The 18,511-nt window shown below is 63.9% G+C and carries 15 protein-coding genes; 10 read left to right on the top strand and 5 right to left on the bottom strand.

The window, feature by feature from the left end; translation table 11 throughout:
* Nucleotides 1-70 precede the first annotated feature (70 nt).
* From phhA to hutW, 7 genes are all read left to right on the top strand, one after another.
* Entirely contained in the window at nucleotides 71-865 is a 795-nt protein-coding gene (gene phhA, locus AB5Y53_RS10365) for a phenylalanine 4-monooxygenase (RefSeq protein ID WP_103260016.1), read from the top strand.
* 41 nt (nucleotides 866-906) lie between these two features.
* Entirely contained in the window at nucleotides 907-1,245 is a 339-nt protein-coding gene (locus tag AB5Y53_RS10360; protein WP_368181924.1) for a 4a-hydroxytetrahydrobiopterin dehydratase, read from the top strand.
* 142 nt (nucleotides 1,246-1,387) lie between these two features.
* The gene (tyrR, locus tag AB5Y53_RS10355) at nucleotides 1,388-2,935 is read left to right on the top strand and encodes a transcriptional regulator TyrR (RefSeq protein WP_010674540.1); all 1,548 of its coding nucleotides are present in this window, start codon (nucleotides 1,388-1,390) and stop codon (nucleotides 2,933-2,935) included.
* Nucleotides 2,936-3,157: 222 nt separating this feature from the next.
* Nucleotides 3,158-3,676 carry a YfiR family protein gene (locus AB5Y53_RS10350; protein WP_080767945.1) on the top strand — a complete coding sequence of 173 codons (519 nt, stop codon included), beginning with the start codon at nucleotides 3,158-3,160 and terminating at the stop codon, nucleotides 3,674-3,676.
* Complete coding sequence (locus tag AB5Y53_RS10345; RefSeq protein ID WP_368181923.1) at nucleotides 3,673-4,914, top strand: diguanylate cyclase; 1,242 nt, start codon at nucleotides 3,673-3,675, stop codon at nucleotides 4,912-4,914. Before AB5Y53_RS10350 ends, AB5Y53_RS10345 begins: the two co-directional genes overlap by 4 nt.
* Before the next feature lie 33 nt (nucleotides 4,915-4,947).
* Entirely contained in the window at nucleotides 4,948-5,436 is a 489-nt protein-coding gene (locus tag AB5Y53_RS10340) for an OmpA family protein (RefSeq protein WP_010674543.1), read from the top strand.
* A gap of 276 nt (nucleotides 5,437-5,712) precedes the next feature.
* Entirely contained in the window at nucleotides 5,713-7,068 is a 1,356-nt protein-coding gene (hutW, locus tag AB5Y53_RS10335; protein WP_368182013.1) for a heme anaerobic degradation radical SAM methyltransferase ChuW/HutW, read from the top strand.
* Nucleotides 7,069-7,123: 55 nt separating this feature from the next.
* On the opposite strand, the gene xseA is transcribed toward hutW, so the two are convergent.
* The 5 genes from xseA to AB5Y53_RS10310 all read right to left on the bottom strand — a co-directional run bounded on the left by xseA (nucleotide 7,124) and on the right by AB5Y53_RS10310 (nucleotide 11,606).
* Nucleotides 7,124-8,488: an exodeoxyribonuclease VII large subunit gene (gene xseA / locus AB5Y53_RS10330; RefSeq protein ID WP_368181922.1), complete on the bottom strand. Its 1,365-nt coding sequence runs from the start codon at nucleotides 8,486-8,488 to the stop codon at nucleotides 7,124-7,126.
* Nucleotides 8,489-8,594: 106 nt separating this feature from the next.
* On the bottom strand, nucleotides 8,595-9,503 hold the full coding sequence (locus AB5Y53_RS10325) for a DMT family transporter (protein WP_368181921.1): 909 nt from the start codon (nucleotides 9,501-9,503) through the stop codon (nucleotides 8,595-8,597).
* Nucleotides 9,504-9,640: 137 nt separating this feature from the next.
* Entirely contained in the window at nucleotides 9,641-10,063 is a 423-nt protein-coding gene (locus AB5Y53_RS10320; RefSeq protein ID WP_368181919.1) for an ExbD/TolR family protein, read from the bottom strand.
* Entirely contained in the window at nucleotides 10,063-10,818 is a 756-nt protein-coding gene (locus AB5Y53_RS10315) for a MotA/TolQ/ExbB proton channel family protein (protein ID WP_042863788.1), read from the bottom strand. The genes AB5Y53_RS10320 and AB5Y53_RS10315 overlap by 1 nt, the downstream gene beginning before the upstream one ends.
* 2 nt (nucleotides 10,819-10,820) lie before the next feature.
* Nucleotides 10,821-11,606 (bottom strand): energy transducer TonB, encoded by a 786-nt coding sequence (locus AB5Y53_RS10310; protein WP_368181918.1) that lies wholly within the window; start codon nucleotides 11,604-11,606, stop codon nucleotides 10,821-10,823.
* Between the two features lie 466 nt (nucleotides 11,607-12,072).
* Here AB5Y53_RS10310 and AB5Y53_RS10305 point away from each other — a divergent pair, with 466 nt between their 5' ends.
* The 3 genes from AB5Y53_RS10305 to guaB all read left to right on the top strand — a co-directional run bounded on the left by AB5Y53_RS10305 (nucleotide 12,073) and on the right by guaB (nucleotide 18,441).
* Nucleotides 12,073-15,279, top strand: a complete 3,207-nt coding sequence (locus tag AB5Y53_RS10305; RefSeq protein ID WP_368181916.1) for an alpha-amylase family glycosyl hydrolase — start codon at nucleotides 12,073-12,075, stop codon at nucleotides 15,277-15,279.
* 798 nt (nucleotides 15,280-16,077) lie between these two features.
* On the top strand, nucleotides 16,078-16,713 hold the full coding sequence (locus AB5Y53_RS10300) for a YitT family protein (RefSeq protein ID WP_010674548.1): 636 nt from the start codon (nucleotides 16,078-16,080) through the stop codon (nucleotides 16,711-16,713).
* 264 nt (nucleotides 16,714-16,977) lie between these two features.
* On the top strand, nucleotides 16,978-18,441 hold the full coding sequence (gene guaB / locus AB5Y53_RS10295; protein WP_010674549.1) for an IMP dehydrogenase: 1,464 nt from the start codon (nucleotides 16,978-16,980) through the stop codon (nucleotides 18,439-18,441).
* Nucleotides 18,442-18,511: the final 70 nt, after the last annotated feature.

Below are 18,511 nucleotides of genomic sequence, written 5' to 3'. Positions count from 1 at the left end.
CAGTGATCCCATGACTCAACGGCCAGTGACCGCCCGGATGGCGGCTGGCACCCGAAGGATGGGAGCACTCATGGCAAGTCTCTACACGGCCCGCCAACCGGATGGGCAGGGCAGGATCCACTACACGGACGAGGAGCACGGCACCTGGCGGATCCTGATTGCACGTCAGCTTGCGGCGCTCGATGGCAAGGCCTGCGACGAATACCAGGCCGGGCTGGCACGCCTCGACCTGCCTCTGGACCGCATCCCCCAGCTAGGCGAAATCAATGCCGCCCTGATGCCCGCCACAGGCTGGTCGGTGGCGGCGGTGCCGGCACTCATCTCCTTTGATCACTTCTTCGCGCTGCTCGCTGATCGCCGTTTTCCCGTCGCCACCTTCATTCGCCGCCGGGACGAGCTCGACTACCTGCAAGAGCCCGACATCTTCCACGAGATCTTCGGCCACTGCGCCATGCTGACCAACCCGGCCTTTGCCCACTTCACCCACCTGTATGGTCGGCTCGGACGCCATGCCAGTAAAGAGGAGCGGGTCTATCTGGCGCGGCTCTACTGGTTCACGGTGGAGTTCGGTCTCCTGCAGGGGGAGGAGGGGCTGCGCATCTACGGCGGCGGCATTCTCTCCTCCATCGGCGAGACCGCCTATGCCCTCTCGGGAAAGCCCGAGCTGCAACCCTTCGATCTGCTGGAGATCCTGCGTACCCCCTATCGCATCGACATCATGCAGCCGACCTATTTCGTGCTGCCTCGTCTCGATACCCTCTATGGTCTGGAGGGGCAGGGGATCATGGCGGCCGTGGCCGAGGCCCGTCGTCTTGGCCTGCGTCCACCCCGCTTTGCCCCCGTTGCCGGCAAGCAGGCGAGCTGACCCGTATTCATTCCCACGATGTTTCATGAAAGGAGTCCCGAATGACTGAACTGGCGAGTCAACGATGCGAGGCGTGCCGCGCCGATGCCCCCAGGGTGAGCGATCAGGAGTTGGGGGAGCTGTTGCACCTCATCCCCGACTGGCAGCCCCTGGTGGTCAATGGCGAGCTGCAACTGCGTCGTGAATTTGTGTTTCGCAACTTCAAGGAGGGGCTGGCGTTCACCAACCGCCTCGGAGAACTGGCGGAGGCGGAGTTCCATCATCCGGCGATCTTGCTTGAATGGGGCAAGGTGACCGTGAGCTGGTGGACCCACAAGATAGGCGGCTTGCATCGCAACGACTTCATCATGGCAGCCCGTACCGACGGGCTGATGAAGTAACCGCCGTCTGGCGCCAGCGCAGACAGGGCCTGCCCGGTGAAAGCGGGGCAGGCCCGCATTTTTGTGGGGGAGCGCTCGCACTGGCGGGATCGAGTCTGTATTATCCCGTTATTCAGAATGTTAGCTAGGAAGTGTGTGCCGAATGCGTCTTGAAGTCAGCTGTGAAGACCGTCTGGGCCTGACCCGGGAATTGCTCGACCGACTGGTGGAGCACAACATCGATCTGCGCGGCATCGAAATCGATACCTCAGGCATCATCTATCTCAATTTCCCCGAGCTGGAGTTCCGTGACTTTCAGCATCTGATGCCGGAAATTCGCCGCATTCCCGGCGTCTATGACGTCAAGACCATCCCCTACATGCCCTCCGAGCGGGAACACCACGAGATAGAGGCCCTGCTCAAGGCACTGCCGGACCTGGTCTTCTCCCTCGACAGCAAGGGGCGGGTGACCCAGGCCAACCAGGCCGCCCTCACCACCCTGGCGTTGCCACCGGACGAGGTGCGCGGCGTGGCGATCGCCTCCCTGGTCAAGGGCTTCTCGTTTGGCCGCTGGCTGGAGTCGGGGGAGATCAAGCCCCAGACCTGCAAGCTGAGCCTCGGTGGCGAAGAGTACCTGGGCGATCTGATGCCGCTGTTCGTGGCCGAAGAGAAGGGCAAGCAGGCTCTGGCCGGCGCCGTGGTGGTGCTCAAATCCGCCCGCCGGGTCGGCATGCACTTCAGTGCCCTGCACGCGGTGGAAGTGGGGGGCTTTGAGCACCTCCAGGCCGAGAGCCAGAAGATGAAAGAGGTGCTGGCCCAGGCAGCCAAGCTCGCGATGCAGGACGCTCCCTTGCTCATCGTGGGGGAGACCGGCACCGGCAAGGAGTTGCTGGCCCGGGCCTGCCACGGCGCCAGCCTGCGCTCCAGCCACCCCTTCATGGCGCTCAACTGCGCGGCCATGCCGGACAACGTGGCCGAGAGCGAGCTGTTCGGCTATGCCCCCGGCGCCTTTGGCAACAACACCGAGGGCAAGCGCGGGGTGCTGGAGCTGGCCAGCGGCGGCACCCTGATGCTGGACGAGATCGGCGACATGTCCCCCCATCTGCAGACCAAGTTCCTGCGGGTGCTGCAAGATGGCGTGTTTCGCCGGGTCGGTGACGAGCAGGAGGTGAGGGTCAACGTGCGCTTCATCTGCACCACCCAGAAGCAGTTGCTGGATCTGGTCCATGAAGGGAAGTTTCGCGAAGATCTCTACTACCGCCTCAATGTGCTTAGCCTCAATCTGCCGCCGCTGCGCGAGCGCAAGGCGGACATCATGGCCCTGGCCCAGCAGTTCGTGTCGCGCTTTGCCAGCGAACTGCAGCGCCCGCGTCCGCGCTTTACCCGCAACATGGCCGAGTACCTCACCGCCTACCGCTGGCCCGGCAACGTGCGCCAGCTGCGCAACTGCCTCTATCGGGCCATGACCCTGCTGGAAGGGGACGAGATTGGACCCGAGCACGTGGACTTGCCGGTGGCGGCCGATGCCATGCCGCTCATCGACGAGTGGTTCGAGGGGGGGCTCGACGAGGCGGTGAAGCGTTTCGAGAGCCGCCTGCTGGAGCGGCTCTACCCGGCGTTCCCCTCCACCCGCCAACTGGCCAAGCGGCTCGGTGTCTCCCATACCGCCATCGCCAACAAGCTGCGCGAATATGGGATTGGCAAGAAGTAGTGTCGATGGACGGTGTCTGCCTGGGGCATTGAGCGCCTTGCAGGCACGGCTGCGACGCCCGGTGACGCAACCGTGCCACTTGCCTCTGGGGGCTGGCCACCCGGCTGGTAAGCTCGGTGCGGTGCCATGCAGGCACTCTCATCATGGGCGTCGGGTGACCCCGGCGCCGACCTGGACACTCTCGCGGGCACCATGCAGATGTTTTGTTACCTCCGGTTACTGATGTGGCTGGCGCCACTGTGCTGCATGCTGATGCTGGCAAACCAGGCCATGGCGGCAACCTCCGCCGAGGCGCGCAGCGACATGGTGCGCCAGACCGTGCTCGATATCCTCAGTTACACCCGCTGGCCCAGCGAGCCCGCCAGACTTCGGCTCTGCATCACGGCGCCGACGGAATATGCGTCATCCCTTCTGACCATCGAACGGCAGGCCAATGGCCGACCGGTGGAGGTCCATCACTACGACATGGACGACGAGTCGCTGATCCAGCGCTGCGATGTCATCTATCTGGGGGTGCTGGCACCGGCACAGCGCCTCTCCCTGTTCGAGCGCCTGCGCGGTCACGCCATCCTCAGCATCAGTGAGCAGAGCCGCGAGTGCATCGCCGATGCGGTCTTCTGTCTGCAGGCCGGGGAGGAGAGGGTGCGTTTTCGGGTCAATCTGGATGCGCTGGCCCGCAGCGGTGTGCGAGTGCACCCGGCCGTGCTCAAGCTGGCGCGAGCCGATGAGGAGGTGCGATGACGGTCCATCACGCCACTCCCCGGCTTACCCTGAGACAGAGTCTGGGGCGCACCCACATGATGATCTCCCTGACTGCCGTCTGCATGGCAGGGCTGTTTCTGACCGTCACGGCGCTGCTGGCGCTGCGCCTTTATGCGGATCACAACCTCAAGCTGGTGGCGCGGGCCATCAGCTACACCACTGAGGCGGCCGTGGTCTTCCATGACAAGGAGGCGGCACTGGATGCCCTGGAGACCATCACCTCTCGGGAAGACATAGCCAGCGCCAGCATAGTGCTGCCGGACGGCCAGGTGCTGGCGAGCTGGCGCCGGGACATCACCACCCCCTGGACCACCCTGGAGCAGCACCTGGCCCGTCTAATCCTGCCGGGGCCCGTGGCGCTCCCCATGGTGCGCGAGCACAAGGAGATAGCCAGGGTGCATCTGGTCGGTCACGGCCAGTACCTGCTGCGATTCCTGTTGCAGACCTTGCTGGCTACCCTGGTGTGCCTGCTCATCAGTATTCTCGGGGCACTCCATGTGGCGCGCCGGATGCAGCGCTCCATCACGGCACCCCTCAAGGCCCTGACCGAGGTGGCTTACAACGTCAGCCGCCAGCGGGCCCTCAAGGAGCGGGTGCCGGCGGCCAATATCGCCGAGCTGCACGAGCTGGGGGAGGATTTCAATTCGCTGCTCGATGAGCTGGAAGCCTGGCAGGCCCACCAGAAGCGGGAGAACGCCAGCCTGCTGCATCAGGCAACCCATGATCCCCTGACCGGTCTGCCCAACCGCGCTCTGTTCGAGGCTCGCATGGAGCAGGCCATCTTGGCAGGCAACAAGGGGAATGAAGGTTTTGCCCTGCTCTATCTGGATTGCGATCGTTTCAAGCAGATCAATGACAACCTGGGCCACAGCATCGGCGACGAAGTGCTGATCGCCGTGGCGCGGCGGGTGCAGCATCAGCTCAGGCCCCTGGATCTGGTCTGCCGGCTGGGGGGAGATGAGTTCGTCATCCTCCTGACCCCGATCCATGGGGAGGACGAGGTGCGCGAGGTGATAGGGCGAGTGCAGCAGGCCATGAACACCCCCGTGGTATTGAGTGACGGTCGCCATCTCGGGGTGGGGATCAGCATCGGCTCTGCCCGCTATCCCGAGCAGGGGAAGACGGCGGATGCCCTGCTGCAATGGGCAGACGACGCCATGTATCAAGCCAAACGACAACGCAGGGAGGAGAGAGAAACACGAAAAACGAGCACGTGAAGTTGAACCGGAAATAGTGAAAGGATGATAAGAATGCGCATGTTGAACCCGATCAAAGCGGGCCTGGTGGCACTGTTGCTGAGTGTGCTGGCGGCGTGCCAGAGCCCTCCCCAGGGGCTCACGGCGGAGCAGATCGCCGCCTTGAAGGAGCAGGGATTTCACCTGACCGACGAGGGATGGACCCTGGATATCTCCAACAAGGTGCTGTTCGCCAACAATGTGGGGGCCCTCAACCCCGAGACCCGCCAGGTGGTGGAGAAACTCGGCAAGGCCCTGATTGAGGTCGGACTGAACCGGGCCCGGGTGGACGGCCATACCGACTCCAACGGTGATGAGGCCTACAACCAGCAACTCTCCCTCAAGCGGGCACGGTCGGTGGCCGATGTCCTGGTGTCGGTGGGCATGCCCCAGGGGAACCTGGATATCCGCGGCCGTGGAGAAGAGGCGCCCATCGCCGACAACGCGACCGCTGCCGGACGAGCGGAAAATCGCCGGGTTGCCATCATCATCGGCAATGGCTGACCCCCGTCAGCCGGTATCGGCGCGGCGCTCCCGTCGGGAGCCTTGAATCAACCGCCTGATCCTGTGTGTGCCACCACTCTCCAGTGGGAGAGTGGCTCTCTTCCCTTGTTGTTTCACGCCTTCCTTGCCTGACGCGCTGCTGCCCTGATGGGGACAGAGTGACGGCTCAATCCTTCCCGACTTGATCCAGCACAAATACCCGCAACTGATATTCGTTATCATTTGCGTTATTTACGCAGGGTAACCCCAGTGACGACTCTCCAGCTTTCTTCGACCATGACGGGGCTTTGTACCCCGGATCCCCTCAAATTCGCCTTCACCGCCAAGACGTCGGCCCATGCCAGCCGGGGAGGGGCCGCCCCCCTGATGCTGGACGATGCCGGCTGGCAAGCCTGGTGGCAGCAGGAGAGCGAGGCCAAGGCCCGAGCGCTCTATATCCATATCCCGTTTTGCCGCAAGCGCTGCAGTTTTTGCAACTTCTTCGAAAACGGCGCCAATCCGGCGCGCATGAGCCGCTACATGGAGGCACTCTGCGGGTCGCTGCACCAGGCAGCCGAGACGCCGCTCGTCCAGAGCCGGCCTTTCTCGGCGGTCTATGTGGGGGGCGGCACGCCAACCGACATGGCGGCGGGCGATCTCGCCCGCCTGGCCAGCGCCATCCGCCGTTTTCCCCTGACCGTGGATGCGGAGCTGACCCTGGAAGGGCGGCTCAACGGCTTTGATGACGAGAAGTGGCAGACGGCCCTGGCGGGTGGCTTCAATCGCTTCTCGTTCGGCGTGCAGAGTTTTGATACCCGCGTGCGCCAGCAGGCGGCCCGCTTCGATGACAGGGAGACCTTGCTGGCCCGACTGGCGGCGCTGACCCGCCACAACGAGGCGGTGATCGTGGCGGATCTCATCTTCGGTCTGCCGGGTCAGTATGAGGCCGTGTGGCGCCAGGATATCGCGGATGTGATGGCGAGCGGGGTGCACGGGGTGGATCTCTATCAACTCATCTCCATGGCGGGCACCAACCTGGCGCGCGCCGACGAGAAAGGCAGCCTGGGCTGGGCCGCCGATGGCCAGCAGCGGGCAGTCATGTATGCCGACGGGGCACGGACGCTGGAGGCGGGGGGCTGGGAGCGGCTCTCCTGTAGCCACTGGCGGCGCACCGATGCCGAGCAGAGCCGCTACAACCAGATGGCCAAGTGGGGCGCCGAGATCCTGCCCTTCGGCGCAGGGGCGGGGGGCAACATTCACGGCCACGGCCTCATGTATGGCCGGGATCTGGCGTCCTGGCATGAGGCGCAGGCGGGGGGCGTGCGTGCTCCCGGCATGGTGATGAGGCCCAATCCTGATGCCCGTCTCGACGGGTTGCTGAGAGGGGGGCTCGACACCGGATGGCTGGCGTTGTCGCAATTGCCACAGGGGCTGGTCTCCCACCTGATGCCGCTCTTTGAGGCCTGGCAGCGACACGGGTTGGCACGGCTCTCGGCCGAGCGTCTCGCCCTCACCCTGGCGGGGCGTTTCTGGAACGTGAATTTGCAGGCCGGGTTGTTCGAGTATCTGAGGGGCAATCCACCGGGGGGGAGCAAGGGGGGCGAGAAACCATCCGGCCACCCGGGCAAGATGGCCGGTCATGCCCTGGTATAACGGGCTATCGGAGCACAGAAAGGTGGCGGGGGCCTGGTGCAAGCCCCCACTTTTGTCAGCAGTTGTCGACCTCGTCCACCCGCACCCGCAGCGCTCCCTCTGCGAGGGTGGTGATCAGGGTCTGGCCTGCATTGACCTGGGATGCGCGGCGGATCACCTCCCCGGAGGGGGTGCGCACGATGGCGTAACCGCGCCCCAGGGTGGCCAGCGGGCTGATGCCGTCGAGGCGGGCTCCCAGCATGGCGAGGCGGTGGCGAGCGAGATCCTGGCGTTTTGCGATGAGGGCATGGAGGCGCTCCTCGGCAAGCTGGTGACGACGTTTACCGATGGCCAGCCGCTTTTCGGGGCTTCTGGCCTGCAGGCGCATGGCGAGGCCCGCGAGGCGCCGCTCCCCCTGGTGCAGACGATCACGCAGGTGCTGCTGCAAGCGGCGGTCGAGCTCGTCGAGGCGCTGGGACTGCTGCTCCAGCCGTCGCTTGGGATCCTGATGATCGAGCCGCTTCTGCAGCAGGACGAAGCCATGGCGGGCGGCGACCTGGTGACGGCTCATGGCCTGGGTAAGCCGCTGGCGCAGGTGCACGAGGCGCTGGGCACGGGTGCTCCTGTCAGGCGCCACCAGCTCGGCGGCGGCAGAGGGGGTGGGGGCACGAAGGTCGGCGGCAAAGTCGCTGATGGTGACGTCCACCTCGTGCCCTACGGCGCTCACCACGGGGATGGCGGAGCCTGCGATGGCCCGTGCCACCGCCTCTTCGTTGAAGCACCAGAGATCTTCAAGGGAACCGCCGCCGCGTCCGACGATGAGCACATCCACCTCGGCGCGGCGATTGGCAAGCATGATGGCCGAGACGATCTGGGCGGTGGCGGCGCTCCCCTGCACCTGGGTCGGGTAGATGAAAACGGGCAAGTCCGGGGCGCGGCGGCGCAAGACGGTCAGCATGTCGTGCAGGGCTGCGCCGGTGGCGGAGGTGACCAGCCCCACGGCGCGGGGTTCCCGGGGCAAGGGGCGCTTGCGCCCTTCGTCAAAGAGCCCTTCGGCACCAAGGCGGCGCTTGAGCTCCTCGAAGCGCAGGGCCAGCATGCCATCCCCGGCGGGCTGCATGGACTCGATGATGAGCTGGTAGTCGCCCCGGGGTTCATAGAGGGAGACTCGCGCCTGCACCAGCACCTGCATGCCATCCTGGGGACGGAACGGCACCCGGCGGTTGTTGCCCTTGAACATGGCGCAGCGCACCTGGGCCGACATGTCCTTGAGGGAGAAGTACCAGTGGCCGGAACTTGGCATCGCTAGGTTGGAGAGCTCGCCGGTGAGCCACACCAGCCCCAGATCCTGCTCCAGGATCATGCGCACGGCGCTGTTGAGGCGGGTGACGGTGAAGATCTGCTGTTGTCTGCTCTGACTGGCGGGTTCGAGGTGATTCAAGGCTGGCCCTGCTGTGGTGTCCGCCGGGGCGGGAGAAACGATGGGGGGCATCTTACCCCAGTTGCGCCCATCTGCCGAGCCATGGGCCCGGCAGATGACGCGGAGCCTAGGCTTGTGCCTTGGCCGACTTGACGGCTTTGGCGGGGCTGGTCACCAGCCAGACCGCGAGGCAGACCACGGCGCCGCCGAACACGAAGCCGCCGGTGAGGGTTTCCCCCAGCACCAGATAGCCCCAGAGGATGCCGAAGGGCGGAATGAGGAAGGTGACAGTGAGGCTTCGCAGGGGGCCGATGTCGGCGATCAGCCTGAAATAGAGCAGATAGGCGAAGGCGGTGCAGAGGAAGCCGACCGCCAGCACGCTGGCCCAGACCCAAGGCTGGGCCCAGTCGACGGCGGGGCCGGTCGCCAGGGTGTAGCCGAAGAAGGGAAGCAGGAAGAGGACGGCCCCTATCTGGCTGCCAAAGGCCACCAGTTTGGCGTCCAGGCCTCCCCGCTCGGTGACCCAGCGTCTCGTCAGAAAGCCGGCGCAGCCATAGCAGGCGGTGGCGATGAGGCAGGCCAGCACCCCGATGGCCAGTTGTCCGCTCAGGTCGACCTCCCCGGTGGTGGTGATGAGCCCGATGCCCACCAGCCCCAGCATGACCCCGGCCCACTTGCGCAAGGTCAGCGCCTCGTGAAAGAAGGAGAAGCCGATGAGGGCGCCCATCAGGGGCGTGGTGGCGTTGAGGATGGCGGAATACCCCGCGGGCAGCCAGAGGGCCGCCACGGCATACATCAGGAAGGGGACGCCGGAGTTGATGATGCCAAGCACCATGATGGATTTGAGCTTGCCCTGAAACTGCATGGGAGTGCGCAGCAGCAGGAGCATGGCGGCGAGCCCGACGAGGGCGAAGAAGACCCGCAGGAAGGTGGTGTTGACCGAGCCGAACGCCGGCGCCGCGATGCGCATGAACAAGAAGCTGGCACCCCAGATGGCTGCCAGCGCGAGCAGCCTCACGTAATCCGATGTTCTCATCTTCTCTCCTTGAAATGGCGGGGCGGCCTTGCATCATGCAGGGCAGTCCCGCCGCTGGCAACCGGGTATAGGGGGGCCAATAAACAAGGCACCACCTGGGTGATGCCTTGTTACACGAGTTGCTCTCTTCCTGGCCATCACTCGCTTTCAGGCTGGCTGACGAACGCTATCTTGTGTAACCCGTGCTGGGAGGCCTGTGCCATCACCTTGGCGATGGCGCCGTACTCCACGCTCTTGTCGATGCGCAGCTGGATCTCGGGGATCTCCGGCTTGGCCTCGCTGGCCTTGACCATCTTGGCGAGCAGCGCCGTCTCATCGACCTGCTTGTCGTTCCAGTAGATCTTGCCGGCACCGTCGATGGAGAGGATCACATCCTCCTGCTTGGGCTGATTGACCTGACTGCTGGCCTCGGGCAACTCGATCTTGACCGCGTTGGTGAGCAGGGGGGCGGTGATCATGAAGACGATGAGCAACACCAGCATGACGTCGATCATCGGGATCATGTTGATCTCGGAGAGGGGCTGCTCGTCCGATTCCCCGGGAAGTTTGCCGAAAGCCATTACATCTGCCCCTGCTTGGCGCTGTCGACGGCGGCCAGTGGCGTCACCCTGGAGGCGCTCTGCTCCACGCCGGTCACCAGCAGGGCGAACAGGTCGTAGGCAAACTCGTCCAGCGCCGCGAGTTTGAGGCGGTTGCGGCGCACGAAGAAGTTGTAGATCAGCACCGCCGGCAGGGCGACGGCGAGACCGAAGCCGGTCATGATGAGGGCCTCACCGACCGGGCCTGCGACCTTGTCCAGGCTGCTCTGGCCCGCGGCCCCTATGGCCAGCAGGGCGTGATAGATGCCCCAGACGGTGCCAAAGAGCCCGATGAAGGGGGCCGCGGAGCCGACGGAGGCGAGGAAGGCCAAGCCGTGCTCGAGGCGGATCCGCTCCGCGCTGATGGTCTGGCGCAGGGCGCGCAGCAAGAAGTCGTCGGGGGAACCCAGCTTGAGAGAGGCGGCCCGTCCCTGGGATCGCTCAATCTGGGCAACCGCCGTCAGTGCCGCACTCGTTATCCTGCCGCAGGCTTCTTCAGGGGGCGTCTGGGCGAGCTGGTTCGCCATCGCCTGCACGCTCTCATGGTGCCAGAAGGCCCCCAGGAAACGGGCGTTCAGGCGCTGCTCGCGATGGTCAAGCCAGAGCTTGAGCAACCCGTAGTAGCAGGTGCCGAGCGACATCAGTACCAGCAGGATCAGCGGGATCAGGCCCACCCCGGTGTTTTGGCTGAGCAGATGCGTTATGCCCATCCCGCTTGTTTCGATTTCCGGATTCATGGTTAGTTTCCTAGCTTGAAAATAATGGTAACCCCTGTCCAGGCTGGGACGGCGGTATTGTTCTGTTTGGCTGGAATGAAGCGCCAACGGCTGACGGTCTTGCGGGCGACCATGTCCAGGCGTCGATGACCACTGCTCTGCTCCACTTCGACCGACTCGGCGGTGCCCTCCTTGCTGACTCGGACCTTCAATACCACGCGCCCCTCTTCTCCCCGTCGGCGTGACTCCGGAGGGTAGGGAGGCTCGGGGTTGTTCAGCCTGGCATCCCGTGCGATGGGGGCACTGCTGCCGGCCCCGGCCCCAGTCTGGCGGGACTTGGTCGGCGGTGCACTGGCGCCACTCGCGCTCTGGGTATTGGCCGCCGTCTGCGAGGTAGCAGGCGCAGACGGCGCGACCACCGGCTCGGCCTTGGCCACTGGCGCTGGTTTGGTCATCGGTACTGGCTTGGGCTTTGGCGGAGTGGGCGCCGGTTTGGGAGCCGGTTTCTTGACGACCGGCTTGACCACTTTCGGCGGCACAGGTGCCGGTTTCTTCACCTCCCGAGGGGGAGCCGGAGTGGCCGCTGGCGCCGCCGGCTTGGCCGGTGCGTCATCTTTGTCCGACTCGCCGGCCCAGCGGGCAGACAAGGTGATGGGCTCGGGGGGCGTGATGGGGGCGGGGCGGCTGCCTTGCATCAGCCAGAGGAGGGCGAGATGCAGGGCAAGGGCGACGGCCAGGCAGGCAAGGTGAACCGGGCCAAATGCCGGCTTGTCGCGGCCAAAGGTCGGCCTCATTGCGCAGGCGTCCATCAGCCTGCCTTCTCGCTGGTCGTCATATTCGTACTCGAATGTCGATGGGATTGGCCCCGAAACCGGGCCTCGGTGCCCAGCATGCGCCATCGGATAGCCTGCAAACAAGAAACATTATCAATCGCGTTTTAATCAGGTGCGTCAGCGCCAGGGCTGCCCCGAGCCATGATTGGAGGCGAGAAAGGGAGCGCCTTCGGGGCAGACACGTCCAGGGACTGTCCATGTCAGGGGGGCGCCACAGCGGGTCGCGCCGCTCTCTCCCTCGCTCAAGCAGAAATGAAAGCGCTATCAATCACATACAGCCCATGACGAGGTCGACAGTGGTCACATTTTGCACGTCTTGGCCATGAAATGGTCATGGGGGACTCTAGACTGGTCGGGCTCATCTGAAGGCGGGACGTTGCGGATGGGGGAATGCCGGGACACACCGGCATCACACACAAACAATGAAAATAAAGGACTATCAATGGCTAGATGGATACTCGCGGCCGGATTATTGGGAACCCTGATCACGGCGCCGAGCACGGCGGCGGAGTGGTTCTTCCGGGGCACCGCGAATGGATGGGCGGCGACCGCCATGACGTCGACGGACGGCGTCAATTTTGATACCTGTCAGCGCTTCGTGAGCGGGGATGCCAGCGGCGGCCCGCGCTTCAAGATAGACAGGTACGGCAACTGGCAGCAGAGCTACCCGGCGGCCGACTACGGGGTCAATGCCAACACGGCGTACCAGATCCGCATCAACGCGAGCACCCAGGCGGTGAGCGCGACGGTGGTGGCCAGTTGCGAGGCCTCGGGGTTTGCCAGCACCTTGCCGCAGCTCAACGTGCGCGGCACCTTCAACGGCTGGGCCAGCCTCCCCATGACCCTGGTAGGGGATCACCTGTGGCAGGTGGAAGCCTACCTGGATGGCAAGGCGAGCCAGCGCCTCAAGTTTGATCAGGCTGGCGACTGGGCCGTCAACTTTGGCGACAGCAACGGCGACGGCGTGCTGGAGAAAAGTGGCGGCGACATCTTCTGGAGCGTCGTGGGCACGGTGCGCATCCAGGTCAACGATCAGACCCTGGCCTACAGCATCACCCCCCTTGGGGATGACAACCAGCCGCCGCTCGCGGTCATCACCCCGGGGGGGACGGTGAACGTGACCCAAGGGGCGTCGCTCACCTTGAGCGGCAGCGACTCCACGGATCCCGACGGCCAGATCGCGAGCTATCTGTGGAGCAGCGGCGAGACCACGGAGAGCATCGTTGTCAACACCACCCAGACCGGCACCTTCACCTATGGCCTCACGGTCACCGACGATCAGGGCGCCAAGGGTAGCAGCAGCGTGAGCGTGGTGGTCGGGGCAGGACAGAGCAGCGACAGCTGGTACTTCCGGGGCACGGCCAACAACTGGGGGCTCACCCCCATGACCAGCGAGGATGGCACCACCTTCTGCACCGAGCAGGCCTTTGGCAGCAACAACCCCCGCTTCAAGATTGACCACAAGGGGGACTGGACCGAGGCGTATCCGGCCCAGGATTACCTGGTCAGCGCCAACACCAGTTATCGCATCTGCTTTGACAGCCTGCGCAAGGCCATCGAGGTGGAGACGCTGGCCGGGGCCGATCTGCAGGCCCCCACGGTGACGGCCACCCCGTCCCCGGGGAGTTATGTGGACAGCCAGTCCATCACCCTGGGAGTGAGCGACGATCAGGACAGCGCCCCCGCCGTGCATTTCACGACGGACGGCAGCCAGCCCACCACGGCATCGGCCCGTTATGCAGGCCAGCCCCTGGTGGCGAGCGACAAGGGGAGCGGCACCGATCTGGTGATCCGCACCCTTGCCATCGACGCCAGCGGCAATCAGCGCGAGCAGCGCTTCGAGTACCGTATCGGCGAGCAGGGGGTGGCGAGCGGCGATTTTCGCGCCGAGAGCATCTACTTCCTGCTGACTGCCCGCTTCTATGATGGCGATGCCAGCAACAACTACTACAACCGGGATCGCTACAAGGCGGGGGATCCCCAGTGGCGTGGCGACTTCAAGGGGTTGATCGCCAAGCTCGACTACATCAAGGATCTCGGCTTCACCGCCATCTGGGTGACGCCGCCGGTGGAGAACCGCTCCGGCCTCGACTACCACGGCTACCATGCCTACGACTTCTACCGGGTCGATCCCCGTCTGGAGTCGCCGGGGGCGGGTTACCGGGAGTTCATCCAGGCAGCCCACGCCAAGGGGCTCAAGGTGATCCAGGACGTGGTGCTCAACCACTCGAGCCAGTACGGTCTGCGCGGCAAGACCTGGATCGATCGCCTGCCCGTCAAATACTACGTACCGGCGGGGTCGAGCCAGGGGCTCATCAACAATGGTCCCTATCAGGGCAATCTCGGGGACTACGCCAGTGCCAACCGCTGTGACGACGACAACCCGGCGGCTCCCGACTGGTACAAGGCCCGCTGCCAGTCCGATCCGGCGGGCACCCAGCCCCTGGTAGACCCCAAGACCGGCGCCACCGTGCCGAGCGCAGGCTACAACCCCAACCGCTTCTTCGGCATCGACGCCCAGACCCTGGATCCCGCCTGGTATCACCTGGACGGTTTCATGTCCGGCGGTGACTGGGAGAGCCCGCTCGCCCTGCAGCGCAAGCACATGGCGGGGGACTGCATCGATCTCGCCACCGGCAACCAGAACGTCAAGGACTACCTCAACGGCGCCATTCGTCAGTACCTCGACATGGGGGTCGATGCCATCCGTATCGATACCTTGAAGCACATCGAGCGGGACGAACTGCTGACCTATGTCCATGACTGGCAGGCCCACAAGCCGGGGCTGTTCGTCTTTGGCGAAAACCTGGTCAAGGGCACCGGCTGGGGCTCTGAGCTGGCCAACGACAATGCCTCGGCGGTGATCCGCCCCTGGTGGTATACCCGCACCACGCCGAACCCGGCCGATCCCCGTGCAGGGGGCGATTCCGGCCTCTCGGTGCTGGACTTCTCCCTCTTCTCCACCTTCCGTGACAACGTCACCCGGGGGAACTTTGGCGGGGTAGGGGGGATTTTCGCCATGGACTGGGTCTATGGGGATGCCACCAAGCTCATCACCTTCTTCCAGAACCACGACGTGGGGCCGGACAACGACTTCAAGTACCGCTACGGCGGGGAAGAGGGCAATGCGGCCATGACCTACAACCTGCTCTGGACGGCGCGGGGGATCCCGACCCTCTACTACGGGGAGGAGGTGATGTTCCAGGCGGGCAAGCCCCAGGACATCGACGGGGCCACCATGACGGTGGATCAGACCGGTCGTGCCTACTACGGGGAGGTGCTGGACAACCCCGCCACCCCGAGCCACCCGCTCTATCAGCACATCAAGCGCCTGAACCAGATCCGCAAGGCGGTTCCCGCCCTGCAAAAGGCGCCTATGAGCCAGGTGAACGAGTGGGGCAGCGGCATCAGCTTCGTGCGTGATCTGAGCGCCGAAGGGAGCTACGCCGCCGTGGGCCTTGCGGCCAACTCGGCCCAGCAGATAAACCTGAGTGGCCTGAAGAACGGCACCTACACGGACGCGGTAACCGGTGCGAGCCAGAGCGTCAGCAACGGCAGCCTGAGCTTTGCGGTGCCCGCCTATTCGGTACGGGTCTGGGTACTGAACGGCCCGGGCAAGGTGGGCGCTGACGGCAAATACCTCAAGTAAGGAAGCCCTGTCACAGGGTGCAGCGAGTCGGCCTTCGGGCCGACTTTTTTATTCTGCCTTCTGCCTATGCCTGAATGGATGCCCCATCCTGATGGGACTCTGGCTGCGGAGGGGCTGGTGGATGGGCAGACCTGTGGACTCGCGACCAGCACGCTCATGGGAAGGGGGCTAGAGGGAAGGTAAGTGGTGCATCCGCCGCCCGAGTCACTCCATGCTCTGCATATTGCAGTGCTCATGGTAGTGAGCAAAGCGGTGCCCATGTCGCCTCTGCACCGCGGTGCAAGGCAAACCGTGCCACTCAGCCGCTCTATATTGGTGCAACTGCACTTTATTAGTGCGCTCCATCCACATCCGCCCCTGGAGCCCGCCCCGAAGAAACACGCCGTATGGCCCTCGGGCTTACCCCATGACAGGCATCATCCATGCTGAAAAGCGGCATCGTATCGACATGATCTGCCGAAAAAACGGGCTGTGAAGGGGATACCACGAGGCCTTTCTCGGTGACTCGGGTAAACATGCTGCGCCACCATGATGGCCGATCACTGAAGTGGTGCATTCGATCTGCACATTGCGTATTTATCAGAATTTAAATCCGATTATTTATGGTATCGCGGACTCTTGTTTTGATTGGCGCTCTTTTTGCTGTGCCTTGTCATCCCCACGATGGCGACATCAGGGGGAGGGGGACGCAAGATTGGGGGTGGGGACGGCAAGGTGAACGGGTCGCCGCCATCAGCCCCAATGCGGCCTGGTTGTCGGGCAACGGATGCCACCATCAAATCGGATCTAAGGAGTCATATGGAAGGTGAAATGACCATGCAGCCAGCGGCTGCGGGCAGGGGGCTGGCCCATACCCTCAAGGACGATGTCTACGGCATGGTGCTAGGGGTCATGTTTATCGCCGTGGGGCTCAATCTGCTCAAGTGTTCCGGCATGATCACCGGCGGCATCGCGGGCATCGCCCTGCTGATCGCCCATGTCAGCACCCTGCCCATCGGCGTGCTCTTCTTCCTGGTGAACCTGCCCTTCATGGTGTTCTGCTACGTCACCATGGGGCGCGCCTTCACCCTCAAGACGCTGATCGTCAACGTCGCCCTCTCGGCGGCCACCCAGGCGGTGCCGCTGCTGCTGACGGTGAGCTATGTCCATCCCCTGTTTGCCGCCCTGGTGGGGGGAACCTTCCTCGGCATGGGGGTCTTGTCTCTGGCGCGCCACAATGCCTCCGTGGGGGGCACCGGCGTGGTGACGCTCTGGCTACAACGGCGCACCGGCATCAATGCGGGAAAGAGCCAGATGGTGCTGGATGTGCTGGTGTTTGCGCTCTCTCTGCTCACCCTGCCGCTTCCCCTGCTGCTCTGGTCAACCCTGAGTGCGCTGGCCATGAACGCCATGCTGATGAACTGGCACAAGCCGGGCCGCTATCAGGGGAACTGACCCCCGGTCTGGCTGACGGCTGAGAGGGAAAAAAGGCCGTTCCGGGAGACTGGCGGCAGAAAGGGGCTCAACGGCAAAAAAGATCATCTTGTCGGGAAAAACGGCATGGTTACGGCTGAATTTATTGGTTTTTTGCCCTGTTGGTGGCGTTAAATCGGGCTACGCCATAAAAAATTCAAAAAACTTCTTTACCACTGCCCAATGCATGAGTAAAATTTGTCGGCAATATTTTACACCCCCACTCCTCAACGGTGAGATATTGCCATGCTCAGGATTGCCAAAGAAGCGCTGACCTTCGACGATGTACTGTTGGTTCCAGCCCACTCCACTGTTCTCCCCAATACCGCCGACCTGCGTACCAAGCTCACGTCTGCGATCACGCTGAATATCCCGATGATCTCCGCTGCCATGGACACAGTGACCGAAGCCCGTCTGGCTATCGCACTGGCCCAGGAAGGCGGTATCGGCTTCATTCACAAGAACATGTCCATCGAGCAGCAGGCTGCCGAAGTGCGCAAGGTCAAGAAGTACGAGAGCGGCGTGGTCAGCGACCCCGTTACCGTGCGCCCTGACATGACCATCGCCCAGATCAAGGAGCTGAGTCACAAGAACGGTTTCGCCGGTTACCCCGTGGTGACTGACGGCAACCAGCTGGTGGGCATCATCACCGGCCGTGACGTGCGCTTCGTCATCGATCTCTCCCAGACCGTCGAACAGATCATGACCCAGAAAGATCGTCTGGTGACCGTGCGTGAAGGGGCCCCTCGTGAAGAGGTGGTGGCCCTGATGCAAAAGCACCGCATCGAGAAGGTGCTGGTGGTCAACGGCGACTTCAAGCTCAAGGGCATGATCACCGTGAAGGACTTCCAGAAAGCCGAGCGCAAGCCCAACGCCTGCAAAGACGAGCGTGGCCGTCTGCGGGTCGGTGCCGCCGTCGGTGCCGGTGCAGGCAACGAAGAGCGCGTCGCCGCCCTGGTGGAAGCCGGTGTGGACGTGCTGCTGATTGACTCCTCCCACGGCCACTCCCAGGGCGTGCTGGATCGCATAAAGGCGACCCGTGAAGCCTATCCTGACCTGCAAATCATCGGCGGCAACGTCGCCACTGCCGCTGGCGCCAAGGCGCTGGTGGAAGCGGGTGTCAACGCCGTCAAGGTCGGTATCGGCCCGGGCTCCATCTGTACTACCCGTATCGTGACCGGCGTGGGCGTGCCCCAGATCACCGCCATCTCCGACGCCGTTGACGCCCTGGAAGGCACCGGCGTGCCGGTGATTGCCGATGGTGGCATCCGCTTCTCCGGCGATGTGGCCAAGGCCATCGCCGCGGGCGCAAGCTGCGTCATGGTGGGCTCCATGTTTGCCGGTACCGAAGAGGCGCCGGGCGAGATCGAGCTCTATCAGGGCCGCTCTTTCAAGTCCTACCGCGGCATGGGCTCCCTGGGTGCCATGTCCAAAGGCTCCAGCGACCGTTACTTCCAGACCGACAACGCCGCCGACAAGCTGGTGCCGGAAGGGATCGAAGGGCGCGTGCCGTACAAGGGCCGCCTCAAAGAGATCATCCACCAGCAGATGGGCGGCCTGCGCTCCTCCATGGGGCTGACCGGCAGCGCGACCATCGACGACATGCGCACCAAGGCCGAGTTCGTGCGCATCTCGGGCGCCGGGATGAAAGAGTCCCACGTTCACGACGTGACCATTACCAAAGAAGCCCCCAACTACCGGATGGGCTGATGAAACGGGGCTCTGCGCCCCGTTTTTCCACCCTTTTTTTATCCCGTGCTTTTTGTGACAACATCAGCCT

The sequence above is a fragment of the Aeromonas sp. R7-5 genome (genome assembly GCF_040908015.1).
Taxonomy (GTDB): Bacteria; Pseudomonadota; Gammaproteobacteria; order Enterobacterales; family Aeromonadaceae; genus Aeromonas; species Aeromonas caviae.
Note: the sequence above shows the minus strand (reverse complement) of the source record. Positions and strands in the feature narration are given on the sequence as shown.

Bases quoted from the DNA above. Each gene is read 5' to 3' on its own strand.
- phhA (WP_103260016.1), top strand. From the start codon at position 71: ATGGCAAGTCTCTACACGGCCCGCCAACCGGATGGGCAGGGCAGGATC.
- AB5Y53_RS10360 (WP_368181924.1), top strand. From the start codon at position 907: ATGACTGAACTGGCGAGTCAACGATGCGAGGCGTGCCGCGCCGATGCC.
- tyrR (WP_010674540.1), top strand. From the start codon at position 1,388: ATGCGTCTTGAAGTCAGCTGTGAAGACCGTCTGGGCCTGACCCGGGAA.
- AB5Y53_RS10350 (WP_080767945.1), top strand. From the start codon at position 3,158: ATGTGGCTGGCGCCACTGTGCTGCATGCTGATGCTGGCAAACCAGGCC.
- AB5Y53_RS10345 (WP_368181923.1), top strand. From the start codon at position 3,673: ATGACGGTCCATCACGCCACTCCCCGGCTTACCCTGAGACAGAGTCTG.
- AB5Y53_RS10340 (WP_010674543.1), top strand. From the start codon at position 4,948: ATGCGCATGTTGAACCCGATCAAAGCGGGCCTGGTGGCACTGTTGCTG.
- hutW (WP_368182013.1), top strand. From the start codon at position 5,713: ATGACGGGGCTTTGTACCCCGGATCCCCTCAAATTCGCCTTCACCGCC.
- AB5Y53_RS10325 (WP_368181921.1), bottom strand. From the start codon at position 9,503: ATGAGAACATCGGATTACGTGAGGCTGCTCGCGCTGGCAGCCATCTGG.
- AB5Y53_RS10320 (WP_368181919.1), bottom strand. From the start codon at position 10,063: ATGGCTTTCGGCAAACTTCCCGGGGAATCGGACGAGCAGCCCCTCTCC.
- AB5Y53_RS10315 (WP_042863788.1), bottom strand. From the start codon at position 10,818: ATGAATCCGGAAATCGAAACAAGCGGGATGGGCATAACGCATCTGCTC.
- AB5Y53_RS10310 (WP_368181918.1), bottom strand. From the start codon at position 11,606: ATGGACGCCTGCGCAATGAGGCCGACCTTTGGCCGCGACAAGCCGGCA.
- AB5Y53_RS10305 (WP_368181916.1), top strand. From the start codon at position 12,073: ATGGCTAGATGGATACTCGCGGCCGGATTATTGGGAACCCTGATCACG.
- AB5Y53_RS10300 (WP_010674548.1), top strand. From the start codon at position 16,078: ATGGAAGGTGAAATGACCATGCAGCCAGCGGCTGCGGGCAGGGGGCTG.
- guaB (WP_010674549.1), top strand. From the start codon at position 16,978: ATGCTCAGGATTGCCAAAGAAGCGCTGACCTTCGACGATGTACTGTTG.